This is a genomic window from Citrobacter sp. wls711, assembly GCF_005281055.1.
In the GTDB taxonomy this organism is placed as follows: Bacteria; Pseudomonadota; Gammaproteobacteria; order Enterobacterales; family Enterobacteriaceae; genus Citrobacter; species Citrobacter gillenii.
Genome location: NZ_SZXC01000025.1, coordinates 274,767 through 296,737 on the forward strand (window position 1 = coordinate 274,767; position 21,971 = coordinate 296,737).

The 21,971-nt window shown below is 52.1% G+C and carries 21 protein-coding genes and 2 pseudogenes; 11 read left to right on the forward strand and 12 right to left on the reverse strand.

Annotated elements, in window-relative coordinates; genetic code table 11:
• Nucleotides 1–408: 408 nt before the first annotated feature.
• Together pntA and pntB are read left to right on the forward strand one after the other, a co-directional pair.
• Nucleotides 409–1,938, forward strand: coding sequence for a Re/Si-specific NAD(P)(+) transhydrogenase subunit alpha (pntA, locus tag FDW98_RS11165; protein WP_096757110.1), 1,530 nt, complete (start codon nucleotides 409–411; stop codon nucleotides 1,936–1,938).
• A gap of 10 nt (nucleotides 1,939–1,948) precedes the next feature.
• Complete coding sequence (gene pntB / locus FDW98_RS11170) at nucleotides 1,949–3,337, forward strand: Re/Si-specific NAD(P)(+) transhydrogenase subunit beta (protein WP_096757109.1); 1,389 nt, start codon at nucleotides 1,949–1,951, stop codon at nucleotides 3,335–3,337.
• Nucleotides 3,338–3,416: 79 nt separating this feature from the next.
• Here pntB and FDW98_RS11175 read toward each other — a convergent pair whose 3' ends face one another.
• Entirely contained in the window at nucleotides 3,417–4,451 is a 1,035-nt protein-coding gene (locus FDW98_RS11175) for an AI-2E family transporter (protein ID WP_096757108.1), read from the reverse strand.
• A 414-nt stretch (nucleotides 4,452–4,865) separates the two neighbouring features.
• On the opposite strand from FDW98_RS11175, the gene mdtJ reads away from it, so the two are divergent.
• Both mdtJ and mdtI read left to right on the forward strand, forming a co-directional pair.
• Entirely contained in the window at nucleotides 4,866–5,231 is a 366-nt protein-coding gene (gene mdtJ / locus FDW98_RS11185; protein WP_170975210.1) for a multidrug/spermidine efflux SMR transporter subunit MdtJ, read from the forward strand.
• Nucleotides 5,218–5,547, forward strand: coding sequence for a multidrug/spermidine efflux SMR transporter subunit MdtI (mdtI, locus tag FDW98_RS11190; protein ID WP_040233868.1), 330 nt, complete (start codon nucleotides 5,218–5,220; stop codon nucleotides 5,545–5,547). Before mdtJ ends, mdtI begins: the two co-directional genes overlap by 14 nt.
• Nucleotides 5,548–5,582: 35 nt before the next feature.
• Here mdtI and FDW98_RS11195 read toward each other — a convergent pair whose 3' ends face one another.
• The 4 genes from FDW98_RS11195 to FDW98_RS11210 form a co-directional block, all read right to left on the reverse strand.
• Complete coding sequence (locus FDW98_RS11195; protein ID WP_096757105.1) at nucleotides 5,583–6,404, reverse strand: serine protease; 822 nt, start codon at nucleotides 6,402–6,404, stop codon at nucleotides 5,583–5,585.
• 270 nt (nucleotides 6,405–6,674) lie between these two features.
• Nucleotides 6,675–6,995 carry an acid resistance repetitive basic protein Asr gene (gene asr, locus FDW98_RS11200; protein ID WP_115259947.1) on the reverse strand — a complete coding sequence of 107 codons (321 nt, stop codon included), beginning with the start codon at nucleotides 6,993–6,995 and terminating at the stop codon, nucleotides 6,675–6,677.
• A gap of 137 nt (nucleotides 6,996–7,132) precedes the next feature.
• On the reverse strand, nucleotides 7,133–8,620 hold the full coding sequence (locus FDW98_RS11205; protein ID WP_096757103.1) for a carboxypeptidase M32: 1,488 nt from the start codon (nucleotides 8,618–8,620) through the stop codon (nucleotides 7,133–7,135).
• A 57-nt stretch (nucleotides 8,621–8,677) separates the two neighbouring features.
• Entirely contained in the window at nucleotides 8,678–9,946 is a 1,269-nt protein-coding gene (locus FDW98_RS11210) for an MFS transporter (RefSeq protein ID WP_096757102.1), read from the reverse strand.
• 96 nt (nucleotides 9,947–10,042) lie between these two features.
• Between FDW98_RS11210 and FDW98_RS11215 the strand changes: the two genes are divergently transcribed.
• From FDW98_RS11215 to bioD, 3 genes are all read left to right on the forward strand, one after another.
• Nucleotides 10,043–10,942: a LysR family transcriptional regulator gene (locus tag FDW98_RS11215; RefSeq protein ID WP_096757101.1), complete on the forward strand. Its 900-nt coding sequence runs from the start codon at nucleotides 10,043–10,045 to the stop codon at nucleotides 10,940–10,942.
• 128 nt (nucleotides 10,943–11,070) lie between these two features.
• Complete coding sequence (gene mlc / locus FDW98_RS11220) at nucleotides 11,071–12,291, forward strand: sugar metabolism global transcriptional regulator Mlc (protein ID WP_096759403.1); 1,221 nt, start codon at nucleotides 11,071–11,073, stop codon at nucleotides 12,289–12,291.
• 125 nt (nucleotides 12,292–12,416) lie between these two features.
• Nucleotides 12,417–13,112, forward strand: coding sequence for a dethiobiotin synthase (bioD, locus tag FDW98_RS11225; protein WP_096757100.1), 696 nt, complete (start codon nucleotides 12,417–12,419; stop codon nucleotides 13,110–13,112).
• Here bioD and clcB read toward each other — a convergent pair.
• The 5 genes and pseudogenes from clcB to FDW98_RS11250 all read right to left on the reverse strand — a co-directional run bounded on the left by clcB (nucleotide 13,068) and on the right by FDW98_RS11250 (nucleotide 16,922).
• Nucleotides 13,068–14,357: a voltage-gated ClC-type chloride channel ClcB gene (gene clcB / locus FDW98_RS11230; RefSeq protein WP_096757099.1), complete on the reverse strand. Its 1,290-nt coding sequence runs from the start codon at nucleotides 14,355–14,357 to the stop codon at nucleotides 13,068–13,070. The two genes, bioD and clcB, sit on opposite strands and share 45 nt — an antisense overlap.
• Entirely contained in the window at nucleotides 14,357–14,971 is a 615-nt protein-coding gene (gene dmsD, locus FDW98_RS11235) for a Tat proofreading chaperone DmsD (RefSeq protein WP_096757098.1), read from the reverse strand. Before dmsD ends, clcB begins: the two co-directional genes overlap by 1 nt.
• 42 nt (nucleotides 14,972–15,013) lie before the next feature.
• Nucleotides 15,014–15,460 (reverse strand): annotated as a pseudogene (locus FDW98_RS11240) (DmsC/YnfH family molybdoenzyme membrane anchor subunit); the annotation flags it as partial.
• A gap of 2 nt (nucleotides 15,461–15,462) precedes the next feature.
• Nucleotides 15,463–16,451: pseudogene (locus tag FDW98_RS11245) on the reverse strand (molybdopterin dinucleotide binding domain-containing protein); the annotation flags it as partial.
• Between the two features lie 165 nt (nucleotides 16,452–16,616).
• Nucleotides 16,617–16,922 carry a DUF1161 domain-containing protein gene (locus FDW98_RS11250; RefSeq protein ID WP_096757097.1) on the reverse strand — a complete coding sequence of 102 codons (306 nt, stop codon included), beginning with the start codon at nucleotides 16,920–16,922 and terminating at the stop codon, nucleotides 16,617–16,619.
• A gap of 106 nt (nucleotides 16,923–17,028) precedes the next feature.
• On the opposite strand from FDW98_RS11250, the gene FDW98_RS11255 reads away from it, so the two are divergent.
• Complete coding sequence (locus tag FDW98_RS11255; RefSeq protein ID WP_096759402.1) at nucleotides 17,029–17,739, forward strand: YnfC family lipoprotein; 711 nt, start codon at nucleotides 17,029–17,031, stop codon at nucleotides 17,737–17,739.
• Nucleotides 17,740–17,744: 5 nt separating this feature from the next.
• Here FDW98_RS11255 and speG read toward each other — a convergent pair whose 3' ends face one another.
• Both speG and FDW98_RS11265 read right to left on the reverse strand, forming a co-directional pair.
• Nucleotides 17,745–18,305 carry a spermidine N1-acetyltransferase gene (gene speG, locus FDW98_RS11260; RefSeq protein ID WP_096757096.1) on the reverse strand — a complete coding sequence of 187 codons (561 nt, stop codon included), beginning with the start codon at nucleotides 18,303–18,305 and terminating at the stop codon, nucleotides 17,745–17,747.
• 37 nt (nucleotides 18,306–18,342) lie between these two features.
• Complete coding sequence (locus FDW98_RS11265) at nucleotides 18,343–18,684, reverse strand: DUF1283 family protein (RefSeq protein WP_096757095.1); 342 nt, start codon at nucleotides 18,682–18,684, stop codon at nucleotides 18,343–18,345.
• 153 nt (nucleotides 18,685–18,837) lie between these two features.
• Here FDW98_RS11265 and FDW98_RS11270 point away from each other — a divergent pair, with 153 nt between their 5' ends.
• The 3 genes from FDW98_RS11270 to FDW98_RS11280 all read left to right on the forward strand — a co-directional run bounded on the left by FDW98_RS11270 (nucleotide 18,838) and on the right by FDW98_RS11280 (nucleotide 21,879).
• The gene (locus FDW98_RS11270; protein WP_096757094.1) at nucleotides 18,838–19,164 is read left to right on the forward strand and encodes a YnfA family protein; all 327 of its coding nucleotides are present in this window, start codon (nucleotides 18,838–18,840) and stop codon (nucleotides 19,162–19,164) included.
• A gap of 107 nt (nucleotides 19,165–19,271) precedes the next feature.
• Nucleotides 19,272–20,486: a starvation-sensing protein RspA gene (gene rspA / locus FDW98_RS11275; RefSeq protein ID WP_096757093.1), complete on the forward strand. Its 1,215-nt coding sequence runs from the start codon at nucleotides 19,272–19,274 to the stop codon at nucleotides 20,484–20,486.
• Nucleotides 20,487–20,544: 58 nt separating this feature from the next.
• On the forward strand, nucleotides 20,545–21,879 hold the full coding sequence (locus tag FDW98_RS11280) for an MFS transporter (RefSeq protein WP_096757092.1): 1,335 nt from the start codon (nucleotides 20,545–20,547) through the stop codon (nucleotides 21,877–21,879).
• Nucleotides 21,880–21,971 lie beyond the last annotated feature (92 nt).

The following is a 21,971-nucleotide window of genomic DNA, read 5'->3' on the forward strand; positions in this document are numbered from 1 at the left end:
AGCCGTCGTAACAACATCGATAACATTTAGTGATATGTCTAAAAATTCGGCATTTCAGCGCTAAAACTGATAAATCGGTTGAATTTCATAAGTTAATTTAATGTTAATCAATTGTTCCGTGGTGGCGCTTAATCATGTTTTGCCGCTTGGCTTGAGCGATTTATCGGCCTTTGCGGGCTATTTCAAGGGCATTATCTCTGTCTGCGGGTTAATTCATCCCGGTTTTGCGAATTTCATAATAAATACTGTTTTTTGGCGCTAGATCACAGGCGTTAATTTCAGTAGGTTATACAGAGTTTGTTACTGTTTTATTTTGTTGGGGTAACACTTACCTCTTACGTAAGTGCGCGCAGGCCGCTTGCGAACATTGATAAACCATCATCAAAAATACAGATGGAAGGGAACATTATGCGAATTGGCATACCAAGAGAACGGTTAACCAATGAAACCCGCGTAGCAGCCACACCGAAGACGGTTGAGCAGCTGCTGAAGCTGGGTTTTAGCGTCGCGGTTGAAAGCGGCGCGGGTCAACTGGCAAGTTTTGACGACAAGGCGTTTGTGCAAGCGGGCGCGGAAATTGTTGACGGGGATGCGGTCTGGCAGTCAGAGATTATCCTGAAGGTCAACGCACCAGAAGAATTTGAGATTCCGTTGTTGAATCCGGGGACCACGCTGGTCAGTTTCCTCTGGCCGGCGCAAAACCCGGAGTTGCTGCAAAAACTCGCCGAGCGCAATGTCACCGTGATGGCAATGGACTCCGTACCGCGTATTTCGCGTGCGCAGTCGCTGGATGCCCTCAGTTCGATGGCCAACATCGCCGGATATCGCGCCATTGTTGAAGCGGCGCATGAGTTCGGTCGCTTCTTTACCGGACAAATTACCGCCGCGGGTAAGGTCCCGCCAGCCAAAGTGATGGTGATCGGTGCCGGGGTTGCGGGTCTTGCGGCCATTGGTGCGGCCAACAGCCTGGGGGCGATTGTTCGCGCCTTCGATACGCGCCCGGAAGTGAAAGAACAAGTGCAAAGTATGGGCGCTGAATTCCTCGAGCTGGATTTCAAAGAAGAAGCGGGCAGCGGCGATGGTTACGCCAAGGTGATGTCCGAAGCGTTTATCAAAGCGGAAATGGAACTGTTCGCCGCGCAGGCGAAAGACGTCGATATTATCGTCACCACCGCGTTGATTCCGGGTAAACCGGCCCCGAAACTGATCACCCGTGAAATGGTTGACTCCATGAAAGCGGGCAGCGTGATTGTCGATCTCGCTGCGCAAAACGGCGGTAACTGCGAATACACCGTGGCGAATCAGGTGACCACGACCGAGAACGGCGTCAAGGTTATTGGTTATACCGACCTTCCGGGCCGTTTGCCGACGCAGTCTTCCCAGCTATACGGGACCAACCTCGTTAACCTGCTGAAGCTGCTGTGCAAAGAGAAAGACGGCAATATCACCGTGGATTTCGACGATGTGGTGGTGCGCGGTGTGACGGTGGTTCGCGAAGGTGAAATCACCTGGCCTGCGCCGCCGATCCAGGTTTCCGCTCAGCCTCAGGCGGCAGCAAAAGCTGCACCTGCACCGGTTGAAGAGAAAAAACCAGTCTCACCGTGGCGTAAATACGCCCTGATGGCGTTGGTGGTTATTCTGTTTGGCTGGCTGGCCGATGTGGCGCCAAAAGAGTTCCTTGGCCACTTTACCGTGTTCGCGCTTTCCTGCGTGGTCGGTTACTACGTGGTCTGGAACGTGTCGCATGCGCTGCATACGCCGCTGATGTCTGTGACGAACGCCATCTCCGGGATCATCGTTGTGGGGGCATTATTGCAGATTGGCCAGGGTGGCTGGGTGAGTTTCCTGAGCTTTATCGCGGTACTTATTGCCAGCATTAATATTTTCGGTGGCTTCACCGTGACTCAGCGCATGCTGAAAATGTTCCGGAAAAACTAAGGGGTAGCACATGTCTGGAGGATTAGTTACAGCTGCATACATTGTTGCCGCGATCCTGTTTATTTTCAGTCTGGCGGGGCTTTCTAAGCATGAAACGTCCCAGCAGGGTAATAACTTCGGTATCGCCGGGATGGCGATTGCGCTGATTGCCACGATCTTTGGTCCGGATACCGGCAACGTCGCGTGGATTCTGGTTGCCATGATCATCGGTGGCGCGATTGGTATTCGTCTGGCGAAGAAAGTCGAAATGACCGAGATGCCGGAGCTGGTGGCGATCCTGCACAGCTTCGTTGGCCTGGCGGCGGTGCTGGTTGGTTTTAACAGCTACCTGTATCACGAAGCGGGTCTGGAACCGATTCTGGTGAATATTCACCTGACTGAAGTGTTCCTTGGCATCTTCATCGGTGCGGTGACCTTCACGGGTTCTATTGTGGCGTTTGGTAAACTGCGCGGCAAGATATCCTCTAAGCCGCTGATGCTGCCGAATCGTCACAAGCTGAACCTTGCGGCGCTGGTGGTTTCGTTCCTGCTGCTGGTGCTGTTCGTGCGTACTGAAAGCGTGGGTCTGCAGGTTCTGGCGTTGCTGGTGATGACCATTATCGCGCTGGCGTTTGGCTGGCATCTGGTGGCGTCTATCGGCGGGGCAGATATGCCGGTTGTGGTATCGATGCTGAACTCCTATTCAGGATGGGCGGCAGCGGCGGCGGGCTTTATGTTGAGCAACGATCTGCTGATCGTTACCGGTGCGCTGGTGGGTTCTTCGGGTGCGATCCTGTCTTACATTATGTGTAAGGCGATGAACCGCTCCTTCATCAGCGTCATTGCCGGTGGTTTTGGTACCGACGGTTCTTCTACTGGTGACGATCAGGAAGCGGGTGAACATCGCGAGATTTCCGCGGAAGAAACGGCAGAAATGCTGAAGGATTCGCACTCGGTGATTATCACTCCAGGCTATGGCATGGCGGTGGCGCAGGCACAGTATCCGGTGGCCGAAATCACCGAGAAACTGCGTGCACGCGGCATCAAGGTGCGTTTCGGTATCCACCCGGTTGCCGGGCGTCTGCCGGGGCATATGAACGTGCTGCTGGCGGAAGCGAAGGTGCCTTACGATATCGTGCTGGAAATGGATGAAATCAACGATGATTTCGCCGATACCGACACTGTACTGGTCATCGGCGCGAACGATACCGTTAACCCGGCGGCGCTGGACGATCCGAAAAGCCCAATCGCCGGTATGCCGGTTCTGGAAGTGTGGAAGGCGCAGAACGTCATTGTGTTTAAACGTTCAATGAATACCGGTTATGCCGGCGTGCAGAACCCACTGTTCTTTAAAGATAACACCCATATGCTGTTTGGCGATGCCAAAGCCAGCGTGGATGCAATACTGAAAGCGCTGTAATTATTACTAACATGTCATACGGCCTCCTCGGAGGCCGTTTTTTTATAACACATTCCGCTTATTAGCGAGAGAGGCGGCTTCAGGCTTTATTGAGATCGCCCAGCAAAACGGCAATGCTTTGGCCGCCTTCAGTTTGCTCAAGTGCAATTTTAACGATGATGGTGAGTGGGACAGAAAGCAGCATGCCAACCGGTCCCAGTAACCAGCCCCAGAATATCAACGACAGAAAAACCACCAGCGTCGATAGCCCCAGTCCGCGTCCCATGATGCGCGGTTCGAGAATGTTACCGAATATCAGGTTAATCGCCAGATAGCCCGCCAGCACCACCAGGGCATCGTAAAATCCGCTAAACACCAGTACCTGAGCAATAGGGGGGATCGCCGCCAGCACGGATCCGATATTGGGGATGTAGTTCAGCGCGAAAGCCAGCAGTCCCCAGACAAATGCGAAGCGGACATCCAGTGCGGCCAGCATGCCCCAGGCGACCAGGCCGGTGACAATACTGATGGCCGTTTTGAGGACCAGGTAGTGTGACACGCTGTCGATTGCGCGTTGAATAGCCGCCATTCCCTCAACGGGTCTGCTCATCATTTGTTTGAGTTTGCTGGGTAACTGTGGCACTTCCAGTAGCATAAACACGACGGTCAGTAGCAGTAAAAAGATAGATGACATGGCATTGGACAATTGCGTCAGCAAATTGGTCACCAGCGTCATCGCCGCATTAGGGTCGATATACTTCACGAGTTCGTCGACGGAAACGCCAATTCCCGCGCGCTGCAGCCACGGTTCGATATTTTTCAGCGGGATAACCAGTGAAGAACGGTATTGCGGTAGCGTTCTCGCTAATTCATTTAAGGATGTCCCTAAATATGCTAAAAGCAGCACCATTAGCATCACAATAATAACCACCAGCAATGACACGGCTAATACTCGCGGAATGCGAAGTTTGACCATCCGCTGGACCACGGGATTAAGTACCACGGCAATAAATAACGCCAGAATAAAGGGGACAATGATATCGGCCGCAAAGCGGACGCCGGTCAGAATGATCACCAGCATGCCCAACATAATGACTAATTTTAGACCGCTAAGCGTGATAATGGGTTTCGCCATGTTTATTCCTGAAGAGTTATCCTGAATCAGGATAATAGTGTGATCTGCCTCGAGTCGTTATAACAAAAATCAAACGAAGCAGGTAAAGAAGTGAAAAGATTTTGAGTTCGTCTTGAACCTATGATACAAATTGCGTGTGTTTAACTACCGAGGACAATTATCATCCGCGATGACGAGAAGCAACACTGCGGATAATTGTAATATTATGGACAATACGTTCAGGATGTTTTTGCGTTTACCTACACTTCTTCGTACCTCTTCTACTTTCCTGCTTGCAGGTGAGCAACTCTGGCGCAACGCGCTTTAGTCCCTTCTTCTGCCTGAGCTGGCGTTATGCGCTGAGCTATCTGATTTTATTTTTTGGTTTGCTGCATGCGGTAAGCCCAAAGGACTTTATTCTCTAGCAGGAGAAGTATCATGTTTTACTGGATTTTATTAGGTCTGGCCATTGCGGCTGAAATTACAGGTACGCTGTCGATGAAATGGGCAAGCGTAGGTAATGGTAATGCGGGCTTTATTTTAATGCTGGTAATGATCGCCTTATCGTATATTTTTCTCAGTTTCGCCGTTAAAAAAATCGCCCTCGGCGTGGCCTACGCGTTATGGGAAGGTATCGGTATTTTATTTATTACGCTATTTAGCGTGCTGTTATTTGACGAAACCCTGTCGGCGATGAAGGTGGCCGGATTAGTCTCGCTAGTGTTCGGTATCGTGCTGATTAAATCAGGCACACGAAAGCCAGCAAAAGCGAGGGGCAAGGTGACCCATGCAGCAGTTTGAATGGGTTCACGGCGCCTGGTTGGGGATGGCCATCGTGCTGGAAATTGTCGCTAACGTCTTTTTGAAATTTTCCGATGGTTTTCGTCGTAAAGCCTATGGCGTGCTGTCATTGGTCGCCGTGCTGGCAGCCTTTAGTGCGCTGTCCCAGGCGGTAAAAGGCATCGACCTTTCCGTTGCTTATGCCCTGTGGGGGGGATTCGGGATTGCCGCCACGTTGGCCGCAGGCTGGGTGCTTTTTGGTCAGCGCCTGAATAATAAAGGCTGGATCGGCGTGGCATTGTTGCTGGCCGGTATGATCATGATTAAACTCGCCTGATAAAAATGCTGCCTGTATCTGCGGGCAGCATGTTGTTATCCCTTCGCTAACGCGTCCAGTTTATCGCGAAAACCGGTGACCGAAATCGCGCGGTTATCGGCCCGCCAGCGATCTTTCGCCGCCGGAGCGGAGCTCTGCACACCAATCAATTGCCAGCCCGCATCTGTCTTCAGCATCAATGGGGAACCGCTGTCACCCGGGAGCGTGTCGCACTGATGGGACATGACGGTGTTTTGCGCCCAGCCGGTCACCACACAATCCTGATGCGCATACAGATCGTCCAGATGGTCTTCCGGGTAGCCTGACTGAGTGACTTTGCGATCGGCGGCTTTCAGCGCAGCGGTTAATGCGGTTTTATCGCCTTCATACAAGGGAAGCGGTGTAATTCCTGATGGAGGGTAACGCAACACCACCAGACCAAAATCCCAGGGTGCCGCAGAAGGGGGCACTATCCAGCCGTCGCCATCCGCTTTTAAGCGCTTGCCAAGTGAAGGATCAACCCGTGCCTCAATGCCGTGGATTTCATAGCGCCAGACGCCTTTTTTTGACACAAAGCGCAGCGCAACGGCTTTATCCGGCTTGCCTTTAGGGGGCGTTAACAGACAGTGCCCGGCGGTCAAGGCCAGATGCGGAGAAATGAGCGTGGCCGTACACAGGTTACCGCTGGCGGTTTCCAGTTGTCCGATGGCGTCCCAGGGAGATTGAGTCGGGTCTGGGATCTGTACGCGATCGTCATGACCAAAGAAGAGCGTTTTAATGTCTTCAGCTTCAGTGGCGGGCGTTGCTGGCCGATCCGCATGCGCAATGCCAGGAGAAAGATAAATAGAACCCAGTAATACCGCAATGGTTTTATGCATATCACACTCTGGTGGGGAATTATGATTATTAAAAGCAAACCCTCAATGAATACTATAGACGGGACGGTGGGAAAGTGGGAGTAAAATCAGGTAACTACACTCAGGAAAGATAAAAGTGCGTGGCAATAAGGCCGCAAATTATCAGTGTAATAAGAATGAACTCAAAGCGGTAATGGGACACCCTTTTACCCTCCGAAACGCGGCGCTAAACCGACAAGAGCTAGCGCCGTAGGCGCTGGCGTGGGGAACGCCAGCGTTATTTCTGACGGATTATGCCGCTGGCTGAGCCGCAGGTTTAGCTGCGTCGTGTTTTACAGCTTTTTTGCTGTGCTTTTTAGCTGCCTGTGCTTTTTGCTCTGGTGCTTTTTGTTCTGCAGCAGGTTTAGCGGTGGTTTTTTTGGTGTGTTTCTTGGCAGATTGCGCTTTCTGCGGTGCCGCCTTGTGCTGTTTTTTATGATGTGTGGTTTTAGCCGGGGCTGCTTTGGTGGTGGCTGCAGCGGCCGGAGTCGTGGTAGCCGTTGTTTCAGCAGCAAATGCAGCAGAAGACAGACCCATAGCTGCGGCAACAACCAGAGCTAATACTTTTTTCATTGTCATACCCTCGATTTGGTTTTTCATTCAACCCCACTGCGGGGCCGTTGAAATAACTATATCGCTGTAATATCAAGGCTTCCGTGAGTCATTGGTTTCGGCGTGTAACCATATGTACAATGACTCACGGTAAGCAATTACAGATAACGGGCTTCCAGATGTGCGCGGAAATAGCGGCTACTGAGTGGTTCACCGGTGGCCTGCGTAATCAGCTGTTCGGTGGTAAAGCGGCTACCGTGCTGCCAGATGTTCTGGCGTAACCAGTCAAACAGTGCGCTGAAATCACCCTGAGCAATGGCCGTTTCTAACCCCGGCAACGCGCGGTTTGCCGCACTAAACAACTGTGCTGCATACATGGCACCAAGGGTATAGGAAGGGAAGTAGCCAAAGCCACCGTCGGTCCAGTGGATATCCTGCATACACCCATTACGGTAATTGCCGATGGTTGACAGCCCCAGCCACGCCTGCATCTTCTCATTCCACAAGGCCGGAATATCATCGACTTCAATGTCGCCGTTAATCAGTGCTCGCTCGATTTCGTAGCGCAGGATCACGTGGGCGGGGTAGCTCACTTCATCGGCATCAACGCGGATAAAGCCCGGCTTCACCTGCTGGTTCCAGGCGATAAAATTGCTTTCTTCAAAGGCGGTTTGATCGCCAAAATGCCGCTTCACCGCCGGGATTAGCCGCGTCAGGAAGGCGCTGCTTCGACCCAGCTGCATTTCAAAGAACAAGCTTTGGGATTCATGAATGGCGGTCGAGCGTGCCAGAGCGATAGGTTGACCGGACCAGTTACGCGGCAGGTTCTGCTCATAGCGGGCATGGCCGGTTTCATGGATAACGCCAAACAGTGCGCTCAGCAGTTCATTTTCATCATACCGTGTGGTGATGCGCACATCTTCCGGTACGCCGCCGCAGAATGGGTGGGCGCTAATGTCCAGCCGTCCACCCGCAAAGTCGAATCCCAACTGCGCCATGGTCTCAAGGCCTAATTCGCGCTGCACCGCCGTCGGGAAAGGGCCAACCGGCGCGATTAACGATTGCCGGGACTGTTTGGCGACCACCTTGCTTAACAGATCCGGTAGCCAGCCTTTGAGGTCGGCGAATAACACGTCCAGGCGGGCGCTGGTCATGTCTGGTTCAAACACATCCAGCAGCGCATCATACGGTGAACAACCTTTGGCCTCGGCACGCAGCCTGGCCTCTTCGCGGCTGTACTTCACCACATCCTTCAGGTTCTCAGCAAAACCTTCCCAGTCATTGGCCGGGCGCTGGCTGCGCCAGGCGTGTTCGCAGCGGCTACCCGCAAGGGATTTGGCTTCAACCAGTGATTCCGGCAACAATGATGCCTGATGATGCAGACGCGACATTTCCCGCAGATTGGCCTGTTCAACATCATTCAATTCTTCTTGTTGCGCGCCGGCAATCCAGGTGGCGACCTTAGGATCGGTTAACAGTTGATGTTCCAGGACGTTCAGTTCCGCCAGCGCTTCGCCACGGGCCTGGCTGCCACCAGGAGGCATCATGGTGAACATGTCCCAACTGGCGATAGCCGAGAGGTGGGAGAAGCGAGAGAGCCGCTGGAACGTGCGGGTGAGCTGTTGGTAATTCGTACTGTTACTCATTATTTTCGTTCTCGTTCTGTTGGACCAGACCTGTGAGTCTAACGCGATTTACCGCATTTACCCATTCTTCTCCAGGGCGTGCAAACGGTGATGTAAACGGGACCCCACCAGTAGCGCAAGGATCAGCATCAACGCAATAAACCCGCCGACGCCGTTCCAGCCGTAGTTATGCCAGAAAACGCCACCCAGCGTACCCGCAATGCTCGATCCCAGGTAATAACAGAACAGATACAACGACGAGGCCTGACCTTTGGCGCGTTTAGCGCGCGGACCAATCCAGCTGCTGGCCACCGAATGTGCGGCAAAGAAACCGGCAGAAAAGAGCAGCATCCCGGCAAAAATCAGCCACAGTGAGGTGAACAGCGTCATCAACAAGCCTACGAGCATCACGCCAGTCGAGAACAACATCACCGGACCACGACCGTAGCGGGTGGTCATTGACCCAGCTTTGGGGGAACTCCAGGTACCGGTAAGGTAAGCCACGGACAGCAGGCCGACCACCGCCTGACTGAGTTCCCAGGGCGACAGCATCAGGCGGTAGCCGATGTAGTTAAACAGCGTGACAAACGACCCCATCAATAAGAATCCGACCACGAAAAGTAGCGGCAATCCGGGGTCACGCCAGTGCATGCGGAAATTAATAAACAATGACTTAGGCCGCAGTGACGTCGGTCTGAAGTGGCGCGATTCGGGTAAGATTTTCCAGAACATCAGCGCGGAGGCCAGCGCAAAACAGCCGATAGCCGCCAGCGCAATACGCCAGTTAAAAAAGTCGGTAAATACTCCGCTGATCAACCGGCCACTCATGCCGCCAATCGAGTTACCGCTGATATACAGCCCCATCGAAAAGGCGACAAAGCTAGGGTGGATCTCCTCACTGAGATAGGTCATACCTACCGCGGCGACCCCGCTTAATGACAGGCCAATCAATGCACGCATGATCAGGATACCGTGCCAGCTGGTCATCATCGTTGAAAGTAGGGTGCAGCAGGAAGCCAGCAGGAGCGCGGTGACCATTACCGGCTTGCGGCCAATGGCGTCGGAAAGCGGGCCGGTAAACAGGAGACCGATTGCCAGCATGGCGGTGGAGATAGACAGTGAAATACTGCTGCTGGCAGGCGATACGCCAAACTCATGGGACAGTACCGGCAGGATCGGTTGTACACAATACAGCAGGGCAAATGTCGCCAGCCCGGCGGAAAACAGAGCCAGCGTGACGCGCATAAAAGAGGCGGTGCCGCGTTTTATAAACGCATCTGGCGGGGAGATAATCTGTTCATCAACATCGCTTGTCGGGGCAGTATCGACAGTAGTTGTACGGCTCACATGAAATCCATTGGGTATACAGGACTAGTCTTTAGAGTATGAAAAACACAATATTCTGTCTAATATATTAATAATCTCAAATAATATTTTAAAAATATGAATATTGAACTGCGTCACCTGCGCTACTTTGTGGCGGTTGCGGAAGAACTCCATTTTGGCCGTGCGGCGGCGCGGCTGAACATTTCCCAACCTCCGTTGAGCCAACAGATCCAAATCCTCGAGCAGCAGGTGGGTGCCAGATTGCTGGCGCGAACCAACCGCAGCGTGGCGCTGACCGCCGCAGGCAGGCAGTTTCTGGCCGACAGTCGGCAGATCCTCGGGCTGGTGAATGAAGCCGCAGCAAGAGCTGAACGTCTGCATTTGGGCGAAGCGGGTGAGTTGCGTATCGGATTTACCTCCTCAGCACCGTTTATTAAGGCGGTGTCAGATACGCTGTCCTTTTTTCGCCAGGCTTACCCCGATGTGCATATGCAAACCCGTGAAATGAATACCCGCGAGCAAATTGCCCCATTAAGCGAAGGGACGCTGGATATGGGACTGTTGCGCAATACGCAACTGCCTGACACTCTGCACCGGGAGGTTATCCTGCACGAACCGCTGATGGCGATGATCCCGCGAGCGCATCCATTGGCACAAAAGCCGGTTGTTACTCTGGCGGAACTTGCCCGCGAGCCGTTTGTCTTTTTTGACCCGCACGTGGGGACCGGATTGTATGACGATATTCTTGGCCTGATGCGTCGCTACGACCTGAAGCCGACTATTACTCAGGAGGTCGGGGAGGCGATGACCATTATCGGCCTGGTGGCGGCGGGGTTGGGGGTGTCTATTCTGCCAGTCTCCTTTAAACGGGTACAGCTGTATGAAATGTGTTGGGTACCGATAGCAGAAGAGGATGCTGTATCTGAAATGTGGCTGGTGTGGCCTAAACATCGCGAGCAAAGCCATGCTGCGCAACGCTTTCGCCAGCAGCTTTTAGCGGCGGTACAACGTGCTTAAATTAGTTTAAAAACCGGTGAAAATGTGCGGTAAATCACACGGCTAAGTAAAAAGTTGACGGAAACCATTGAAGTACTTCACCATAGCCTACAGATTATTTCGGAGCGCGAAAATAAAGGGAGTAAGTGGTGGTTGCTGATAGTCAGCCTGGGCATATCGATCAAATTAAGCAGACCAATGCGGGCGCGGTTTATCGCCTGATAGATCAGCTCGGACCGGTATCGCGTATTGATCTCTCTCGCCTGGCGCAATTAGCGCCTGCCAGTATTACCAAGATTGTCCGCGAAATGCTCGAAGCACATTTGGTGCAAGAACTGGAAATCAAAGAAGCCGGGAGTCGTGGGCGTCCGGCCGTTGGCCTGGTTGTCGAGACGGAAGCCTGGCACTACTTATCTATTCGTATCAGTCGTGGCGAAATTTTTCTCGCACTGCGCGATCTCAGCAGCAAACTGGTGGTTGAAGATTGCCTTGAAATGGCGCTGGTCTCCGAGATCCCGCTGCTCGATCGCGTGATTGCGCAGGTCGATCAATTCTTCATTCGCCATCAGCAAAAGCTTGAACGCTTAACGTCCATTGCCATCACCATGCCGGGCATTATCGATACCGAGAATGGCATCGTTCATCGCATGCCGTTTTACGATGACGTTAAAGAGATGCCACTGGGTGACGCGCTGGAGAGTCATACCGGGGTACCGGTATACATTCAGCACGATATCAGCGCCTGGACCATGGCTGAAGCGCTTTTTGGTGCATCGCGCGGTGCCCGCGACGTGATTCAGGTAGTGATTGACCACAACGTGGGCGCGGGGGTGATCACCGACGGCCATTTACTGCATGCGGGCAGCAGCAGTCTGGTCGAGATTGGCCATACGCAGGTGGACCCGTATGGCAAGCGTTGTTACTGCGGGAATCATGGGTGTCTGGAAACGATAGCCAGCGTAGATAGCGTTCTTGAACTCGCACAGGTGCGTCTGAAACAGTCGATGAGCTCCTCACTGCATGGCCAACCGTTGACGGTGGATTCAATATGCCTTGCCGCCATGCAGGGTGATTTATTGGCGAAAGATATTATTAGCGGCGTCGGTACGCATGTGGGACGCATCCTGGCCATCATGGTGAATTTATTCAACCCGCAAAAGATTTTGATCGGTTCTCCGCTCAGCAAGGCCGCAGATATTCTGTTTCCGACCATTGCTGACAGTATTCGCCAACAGGCGTTGCCAGCCTACAGTAAGCACATTGTTGTTGAGAGCACGCAGTTTACCAATCAGGGAACGATGGCGGGGGCCGCACTCGTGAAGGACGCGATGTATAACGGTTCTTTGTTGATTCGTCTATTACAGGGTTAACATTTTTTAACTGTTGTACAAAAAATTGCGCTATCTCAAGCTGATTCAGGTTCTCTTACCTTAGACTTTCTCCACTGTATTATTTTCCTGGCTTATATTTTCAAAGCATAACGGTGGAGTTAGTGATGCTGAAGCGTTTCTTTATTACAGGTACAGACACTTCTGTTGGGAAGACAGTGGTTTCCCGCGCATTACTACAAGCGTTAGCGTCAGGGGGTAAATGTGTTGCGGGTTATAAACCCGTGGCTAAAGGCAGCAAAGAGACGCCGGAAGGCTTGCGGAACAAAGATGCGCTGGTGCTGCAAAGCGTTTCTTCCCTGGAATTGCCTTACGAGGCGGTCAATCCTATTGCGCTGAGCGAAGACGAAAGTAGTGTGGCGCATAGCGGCCCGATCAACTACACCCTGTTGTCCAACGGACTCGCCAGCCTGAGCGAAAAGGTTGATCACGTGGTGGTCGAAGGGACCGGCGGGTGGCGCAGTCTGATGAACGATTTGCGTCCGTTGTCGGAGTGGGTGGTTCAGGAACAGCTACCCGTGCTGATGGTAGTGGGGATTCAGGAAGGCTGCATTAATCATGCCATCCTTACGGCGCAGGCGATTGCCAGTGACGGGCTGCCGCTGATTGGTTGGGTAGCGAACCGCATTAACCCCGGATTGGCGCATTACGCTGAAATCATCGACGTGCTCGGCAAGAAATTACCTGCCCCGTTGATCGGCGAGTTGCCGTACCTGCCGCGCGCAGAGCAGCGAGAGCTGTCTCAGTATATCCGACTGTCAATGCTCGGCAGCGTGCTGTCGGTAGATAGAGTCATGGCGTAACGTTCGCGACAGCACGGAAGCCACGACGCAAGCAATCAATAAGCCGGGGAGTAGACGATACTCCCCGGTCATTTCACAGACCATCAGCGTAGACATAATCGGTGCGTGCGTTGTTGCCGCCAATAACGTCGCCATCCCGGTTAATCCCAGCAGCACCGCAATCTCATCCGTACCGGGAAGCCAGAATCCCCACAGGCGACCCAACAGCATACCAACCGACAGGCCGACAAACAGGGTCGGTGTGAACACACCGCCCGGCGCGCCAGAACCACTGCTGGCCAGTACAGCCAGTAATTTGCAGATAAAAATCCCGGAGATAACCGAAAGCAGCGGCGGGGAGAGTAAAAACGACTGCACCACGCTGTAGCCATTTCCCCAAACGGTTGGTGTGAATAACGACAGCACGCCAACGATCAATCCCCCCAGCGCCAACTGCCACGGTGGTGAAAGTTTCAGGCGTAAAAAACCGGTGTGGCTGGTGGTCATCAGCCACATAAAGAGAGGGCCGCAGATCCCTGCCGCCACGCCGGTACTGACAATCATCAGATAGTCCAGCGCGTGCAGCTCTCGCGACAAATGCACGGTATAAAGCAGCGCGTTGCTGTCACTGAGTAAATGAGTGGTGAGCAAGGCGACAACGGCGGAGACGACAACCGGTCCCAGCGATGCCAGAATTAACGTGCCAAACAGGACTTCAGCAATAAACAGGCTGCCGGCCAGTGGCGCATGGTACGCACCGGCCATGCCGGCGGCAGCACCGCAGGCAATCCATAACTTCCATTCCGTGCGTGGGGTAAAGCGTTGTGCAAAACAGGATGCTGCCAGCGCCGCCAGTAAGATCATGGCGCCTTCACGTCCGATGGCACTCCCGCTGGCGACCACCAGCAATGACGCCAACGACTTCACCAGGCTGGCGCTAACGTCAAACTGGCCGTCAGTTTGCAGTGCTTCCATATAATCCGTAGGCGCCTGCGGGCGCTGCCGGTTAAATTTCTGCCAGCCCCACAGCAGCAAGCCTGCAGCAAGGCCGCCCAGAGCCGGGGTCAGCATGCGTCGCAGTGGTGACAGACTGGACGCCGCATTAACCAGACTGCCGGTGTCATTACTCAGGAAAAGCCACTCCAGGAGCAGCATGGCGTGGCGGAACCCGGCCACTGCCAGTGCTGCCAGGATACCAATCAGCGCGGCGAACACCAGACGGCGAAGCATCGCGCGCAGGTCAGGATAGGCGTGCAAATGATGCATTAACGAAATAATGGCTTCACAGCGACGGGGATCAGCAACTGCGACTGCCAATGCGCCAGCGTGAGTCGGGCCAGTTCCCCCAGGGCCTGATAAAACGGATGATCGGCTTTCTCGATAAAAACTTCGAGGAAACGGCCTGACCAGGGTAACAGATGCCAGGCCAGCAGTTGTTCGCACGCGTTGTGATGGCCATTTTCAGCAAGCCAGGCGGTTAATAGCAGCAGAGAGCCGAAGTGATCTTCGGGTTCGTTTTGCTGCATGTCGAACTGGATACCGTTGTCGCGCATCCACTGACGCAATGCCAGCGTGGATTCACCAAACAAGACGTTTTCACGATCCAGCCAGACGGAACCCCATGGCGGAGAAGGCAGTGCGTACGGACCAACGAACAAACGCTGCCAGGCCTGTGAGAGTGATTCATCGCCTTCAATCTGAAACTGGCTAACCAGTTCGCACAGCGTATCGTCAGACAGTGGCCATTGCGCCTGCCAGCCATTGGCTCTTAGCGCACTAATGAGCGGGGCCGCTTCTGCGCTGTCTGGCGCATAGTAAAATAGTGCACCCAGCACGCGCGCTGCGGTGGAGAAGTTGTCACGTTGAGAAAAAGAGGTCATGCAAACAATCCTGAAAAGTGCGGGCTTCCCCGCACTCGTGAGTTAACCTGCAACAGCCATACCGACTGTCATATGCAGACCGTAAAACAATCCGCGGCCAATGATTTCACCGGCAAGCACGAGAATTAAGCCGAGCGCCAGACCTGTAACATGGGGTTCTTTGCGGCGGATCAGGGGACAAATCCGCGGGCCACTTAGCAACACCGTCATGAAAAAGGCCACGGTGGTGTAACCATTATACCAGGTCGGCACGGTTTCTATCTGGTAAATCTGGGTTATCGCCCAGACAAATACAACGCCGAGGATTATGCTTACCAGCAGCCAGATTTTACCCCGCGCTGCGGGCATTTTACCGAGAAAAGCCACTAGCCACTAGCCACCAGACACCACCGACGGCGAAAACAGAAAGAACATGCTGCGAACGAGACGCTGTCTTGTCGCATCGTCTTTGGCAGAGAACCACCCCAGCCCGCTCACGATCAACACGCCCCTTAAACCTTCTCAATCTCAACCAGGTTAGTGTGCTGCGGGTTACCTTTGGCTAACGGTGACGGGCGCTGGGTGGTCAGCGTGTTAACACAGGCACCATGGTCAATTTTGTCGCCAGACATATCGGCATCGTGCCAGGCACCCTGGCCCATTGCGCTAATGCCGGGGAGAATACGCGGGGTCACTTTGCGGGAATACGCACTTCGCCACGATCGTTATAAACACGCACCATATCGCCATTGGAAATACCACGCTTTTGCGCATCCAGTGGGTTAATCCAGACTTCCTGGCGACAGGACGCTTTGAGAACGTCGATGTTGCCGTAGCTTGAGTGGGTTCGAGATTTGTAGTGGAAACCAAATAGCTGTAGTGGGAAATGACTGCGTTTGGGATCGTCCCAGCCTTCAAAGGTCGATGCGTAAACAGGCAGCGGACTAATCACGTCATCTTTCTCTAGTTCCCAGGTACGGGCAATTTTTGCCAGTCGACTCGAGTAGATCTCAATTTTGCCTGACGGTGTCTTCAGTGGATTGGCATCAGGGTCTTCGCGGAACTTCTTGTAGGCGACATAGTGCCCGTTAGGATCTTTACGCTTATAGATCCCCATTTTTTTTAGCTCATCATACGAAGGCAGTGCAGGGTCTTTAGCCAGCATTTTGGCATACAGGTACTGCAGCCATTGTTCTTGCGTGCGTCCTTCGGTAAACCGTTGGTAGATGTCGTCTCCAAGACGTTTCGCGATTTCGCTCATTATCCAGTAGATGGGTTTACGCTCGAATTTTGCGGAAGTCGCGGGTTGAATAAAAATCAGGTATCCCATATTCCCTGCGTAATCGTTCGGAATAATGTCTTCTTGTTCAACGGTCATCAGGTCGGGCAGCAGAATATCGGCATATTTGGCGGAGGAGGTCATGAAATTCTCAATGACCACAATCATTTCGCATTTCGAATCATCCTGCAGGATCTCATGCGTTTTATTGATATCCGAATTTGGTCAACGTCAGACATAACCCACTCCATTATAGTTATCGCTATATATTACGTGTCACAATGAAATTAATAGCATGCTAATGGTGGGCTAAGTTTACCTATTCTGGGGTGGGGCTTATTAATGCATATCAAATTAAGCGTAACCCTCCGCGAACGGAGGGCAGGTTTATTGCGGTTCGGCGGGGTGACCGTCCTGAGATGGCGTACTATTGGCGGTGGCGTTGCCGCTGCTGGTACGCGCGTAAAGGATTTTATGCGTGTCGTTGGCACAATGTCCCACGACCAGAGAATCCGGTCGATCGGCCTGGTCGTTTGGCACGATACTTAAGGTGAAGCTGTCTTGTGCAACGCCATTATTAATAATACGCTGCTCAATATCGCTCCTGACTCTCTCGCACGATTCAGGCGCCGCCAGAACCTGTGGGGAGGCGAGGATAAGCAAACTTGCGACAATTCCTGTAGAGAATTTCATCACCAACTCCTTTCATGACAGACATTTATTAAGATTAGCATTTCTGGTGTAAATAACTGTATTTGCTAATATGATTGAGAATAATCTCTTTATGCCGGTGAAAAATGTGAAGAAACAGACCTTGTTAGGTTTTCTGTGCGTCGTGTTGATCGGCTGTGATAACGGCAAGGAGTTGGTTTCCTTCACGCCGGAAATGGCCAGTTTTTCCAATGAATTCGAGTTTGATCCGCTGCGTGGTCCGGTAAAAGATTTCAGCCAGACACTGCTGAATGAGAAAGGTGAAGTGGCCAAGCGTGTGCGTGGCACTCTCTCGCAAGAAGGCTGCTTTGATACGCTGGAATTACACGATACTGAGAGCAACAGCGGAATGGCGTTAGTGCTGGATGCTAACTATTACCTGGACGCCGAGACGCTGGAAAAAAAGATCCGTTTACAGGGGAAATGCCAGTTGGCGGAATTACCTGCTACCGGGGTGGTGTGGGACACCGACGATAACGGCTTCGTTGTTTCAGGAACGGGGAAAGAAATGCAGGTGCAGTACCGGTACGACGCGGAGGGCTATCCGCTGGGGAAAACCACCATCAGTAAAGACAATACGTTACGTGTTAATGCAAAACCGTCAGCCGATCCGCTGAAAAAACTGGATTATACGGCAGAGAGTCTATTGAACGATCGTTCGTTGGGAAACGTCACGCAAACGTGTGAATACGATGATCATGCGAATCCGCTCAACTGCCAGCTTGTCATCGTTGATGATAGCGTGAAGCCGGCAGTTGAACACCATTACACGATTAAAAACACCATTGATTACTACTAACCGCGTTACTGTGCAGTAGCCTGCAACAGGTTGGAACCGGGTGTTTTATGTTCCGCCAGATACTGATGCTGGAAGATACACATGCGGATGGTGTTACGGTACTGTCCGTTAATAAAGAACTCGTGAATCAACTCGCCTTCCACCATAAAACCAAGTTTGCGGTAGATATGAATGGCCTTTTCATTCTCTTTATCAACGATCAGATACAGCTTATATAAATTGAGTACGGTGAAACCGTAATCCATCGCCAGTTTTGCCGCGCGTGTGGCGAGACCTTTGCCCTGGAAATCTGGCGAAATAATGATCTGGAATTCGGCACGGCGGTGTACATGGTTAATTTCCACCAGTTCCACCAGACCGGCTTTTTCACCGTCGCATTCCACTACAAAGCGGCGTTCGCTTTGGTCATGAATATGCTTGTCATACAGGTCCGACAGCTCAACGAACGCTTCGTACGGTTCTTCGAACCAGTAACGCATCACGCTGGCATTGTTATCAAGCTGATGGACAAATCGTAAATCTTCACGCTCCAGCGGGCGCAGCTTAACACTGAGGGCGCTTGTCATAACGTATCCTTTCCATTTCCTTTATTGGGTACAAAAATTATGGCGCGACGGTACGGCCGGTGCGGCGGTCAAGGCAGCGCAGGGTGTTCGGTTCCCAGTAGGCATTAATGTTGGCGCTTTGCTCGCATTTATCGCGGCTGTCAAAGGCCACGTCGGCTTTATCCCACTCTTTCTCGGTGCGCGTATTTACTTTCTGGCGTAACTGACGCGTGTCGTTCCACTGTTCCTTTTCCATCGCCGCCTGTTGACGACTTTGGGCACTGTCGCCGGACTCAATGACCAGTTTGCTGGTTTCAGCAAAGGCGGAGGAGGTGTATACAACCGCCGCCAGCGTCAACATGGCCGTCAGGCACAGGCGTTTGCTCAGTGTGTTGTTCATGGTGAATTCCTTTAATGAGAAAGGCAAAAAACGATAAAACAGGGTTAAATTCTACACCATTCCTGTTCCGGGTCATACCCGCCTGGCGGATATGGATAAACTGCCCGCATTCTGTCGTATCATGTGTAAACCAAACGTCACTGAATACTGTCCATGCTTAAAACGACATTACTTTTTTTCATCACCGCGCTGTGCGAAATTATCGGCTGCTTTTTACCCTGGCTCTGGTTAAAGCGAGGCGCAACGGCCTGGTTGCTTCTTCCGGCCGGGGTGTCACTGGCCTTGTTTGTCTGGTTGTTGACGCTGCACCCGGCCGCGAGCGGGCGCGTGTACGCGGCGTATGGTGGCGTGTATGTGGTGACCGCACTGATGTGGCTGCGCATTGTCGATGGTGTAAAACTGAGCCTGTACGACTGGTCTGGCGCGTTGATCGCGCTGTGCGGAATGTTGATCATCGTGGCAGGATGGGGGCGCGCATAGCCCCTTTTTTGTGATCAGCTAGCGCTTTTACGATCATTATACTTGTATGGTAGTAGTTCAGTTGAGTAGATTTCCTGCATCAGACACAGCGATGTAAGGAATAGAGAATGAAGATTGTAGGGGCTGAAGTTTTTGTCACCTGTCCAGGGCGTAATTTCGTCACGCTGAAAATTACCACTGAGGACGGGATCACGGGGTTAGGTGATGCCACGCTGAACGGACGTGAGTTATCCGTTGCGTCCTATCTGAAGGACCATGTGTGTCCGCAACTTATTGGCCGCGACGCGCACCGCATTGAAGACATCTGGCAGTTCTTCTACAAAGGCGCGTACTGGCGTCGTGGTCCGGTCACGATGTCGGCGATATCTGCCGTTGATATGGCGCTGTGGGATATCAAAGCGAAAGCCGCGAATATGCCGCTTTATCAGCTACTGGGTGGCGCGTCCCGCGAAGGCGTGATGGTTTACTGCCACACCACCGGCCGTACCATTGACGATGTGCTGGAAGATTACGCGCGCCATCAGGAGATGGGCTTTAAAGCGATTCGCGTCCAGTGCGGCGTGCCGGGTATGAAAACCACCTACGGTATGTCAAAAGGCAAAGGCCTGGCCTATGAGCCAGCGACCAAAGGGCAGTGGCCGGAAGAGCAGTTGTGGTCGACGGAAAAGTACCTTGATTTTACCCCTCAGTTATTTGACGCCGTGCGTAACAAATTCGGCTTCAACGAACACCTGCTGCACGACATGCACCATCGCCTGACGCCGATTGAAGCCGCGCGGTTTGGCAAAAGCATTGAGCAGTATCGTTTGTTCTGGATGGAAGATCCGACGCCAGCTGAAAACCAGGAATGTTTCCGACTGATTCGCCAGCACACGGTGACGCCGATTGCGGTAGGGGAAGTCTTCAACAGTATCTGGGATTGCAAACAGTTGATCGAAGAACAGCTGATCGACTACATCCGCACCACCATTACCCATGCGGGCGGCATCACCGGCATGCGTCGCATTGCGGATTTTGCGTCGCTGTACCAGGTGCGCACCGGCTCTCACGGACCTTCTGATTTGTCACCTGTCTGCATGGCTGCTGCGCTGCACTTTGACCTGTGGGTGCCAAATTTCGGCGTACAAGAATATATGGGTTATTCCGAGCAGATGCTGGAGGTCTTCCCGCATAACTGGACGTTCGATAACGGCTATATGCACCCTGGTGACAAACCGGGTCTGGGTATTGAATTCGACGAAAAACTCGCGGCGAAATATCCGTACGATCCGGCCTATTTGCCCGTCGCGCGCCTGGAAGATGGCACTTTGTGGAACTGGTAAATTAAATTTAACGTACAAAAAAATTGATTAGCCCCATACCCTACAAAAGGTAAAAACTATGGTTAGTTCAGTCGATATTAAAAGTGATGCAGATAATAAACCAATTATTCGCCGAGTAGCTTCTGCATCAGCAATTGGTACTGCTGCCGAATATTATGATTTTTTTGCGTACGGAACAGCAGCCGTACTCTTTTTTGGTCATCTATTTTTCCCTAGTGACGACCCGTTAATTAGTACACTCGCCGCTTTTGCAACCTATGCCGTCGGCTTCCTGGCAAGGCCATTAGGTGGTATAGTATTCGGCCATATTGGCGATAAGGTTGGGCGCAAAAAAGCATTAGTTATTACCATCCTTATTGTTGGTTTAGGAACTTTTTGTATCGGGTTGCTGCCAACCTATGAAAAAATTGGTATTTGGGCTCCAACCTTGCTGATATTCATTCGCGTATTACAAGGATTTGGGGTGGGGGGGGAGCAGGCCGGTGCTGTGTTGATGACCGCTGAATATTCTGAACCCAAACACCGTGGTTTCTTCTCAAGCTGGGTTCAAATTGGTGCACCCGTTGGCTTCCTTCTGCCATTAGCACTTTTTGCCTTCTTGAATGCTACGCTCTCACCTGAGGCAATGATGGACTACGGATGGCGCATACCTTTTTTGCTGAGCTTATTATTGGTTATTGTTGGCCTCTTTATCCGCTTAAAAATAGATGAATCTCCAGTTTTTGCTCAAATTAGAGAGACTAAAGCTGAAGAATCACGCCCATTAGTCGAAGTTATTCGCGATTTTCCTGGGATTGTCGTCAAGGGCGTATGCGCAAAACTGATTGAAGCTTGCACATTTGCGATGTTTACAGTGATTGTTTTAGCTTACGGTAAGGCAAATAATCTTGATGCTAATATTTTAATGGAAACAATGATTGTTGCAGTAATCCTAGAAATTATTGCAATCCCTTTGATGGGATCGTTGTGTGACAGGATTGGGCGAAAACCTGTTTATATTATTGGCGCGCTTCTCCAGGTCGTCATGATTATTCCATTTTTCCTCGCGATAAATCAGGATAGCTTTTGGCTTACTCAATTAGTGATGATTTTGGTTCTGAGTGTCGGTCATAGCATGTGTTATGCCCCTCAGGCCTCCTATTTCCCTGAACTTTTTCCGACGCATATTCGCTGTAGCGGTATCGCCTTGATTTGGCAGATGGGATCGTTGATTGGTAGTGGCATACTTGGCTTGGTCGCAGTGAAGATTCTGCAGGTCACTGGTGGTCATTATTATGGGCTAGCAACTTACGTTATTGTCCTGGGGATTATCTCCATAATCGGTTTACTTATGATGCCAGAAACAGCACCACAGCGGCTTAAACGTGAATATCAGCAGTGGCAAAAGCACTAATACTAGCTGGCGGCGCTTGCCGCCACTCTCAGTGTGTTGGTATATAACTTCAAATGATGTCATACCAATAGTAAAAAGTTTAATGCAAATCA